This window comes from Parvimonas sp. M20 (assembly GCF_035282425.1).
In the GTDB taxonomy this organism is placed as follows: domain Bacteria; phylum Bacillota; class Clostridia; order Tissierellales; family Peptoniphilaceae; genus Parvimonas.
The window spans coordinates 1-269 of sequence record NZ_JAYKBQ010000176.1; the positions used below are offsets into that span (position 1 = coordinate 1).

A 269-nucleotide genomic window follows, 5' to 3' on the forward strand; every position below is an offset into this window, starting at 1 on the left:
TCATGCTCTATTCCATCGGCAAGGACAGCGCAGTCATGCTGCACCTGGCGATGAAGGCCTTCTACCCGGCGGTGCCGCCCTTCCCGCTGCTGCACGTGGACACCACCTGGAAGTTCAGGGCGATGTACCAGTTCCGCGACGAGATGGCGAAGAAGCTCGGCATGGACCTCATCGTGCACATCAACGAGGACGGCGTCGCCAAGGGCATCAACCCGTTCACGCACGGCTCGGCCATCCACACCGACATCATGAAGACCGAGGGCCTGAAG

General features: G+C 61.7%; 1 protein-coding gene. It reads left to right on the top strand.

All coding sequences use genetic code 11. The annotated features are described in order from the left end of the window. On the top strand, window positions 1–269 hold a 269-nt coding region (locus tag VJI93_RS08870; RefSeq protein ID WP_324009334.1), incomplete at both ends, for a phosphoadenosine phosphosulfate reductase domain-containing protein.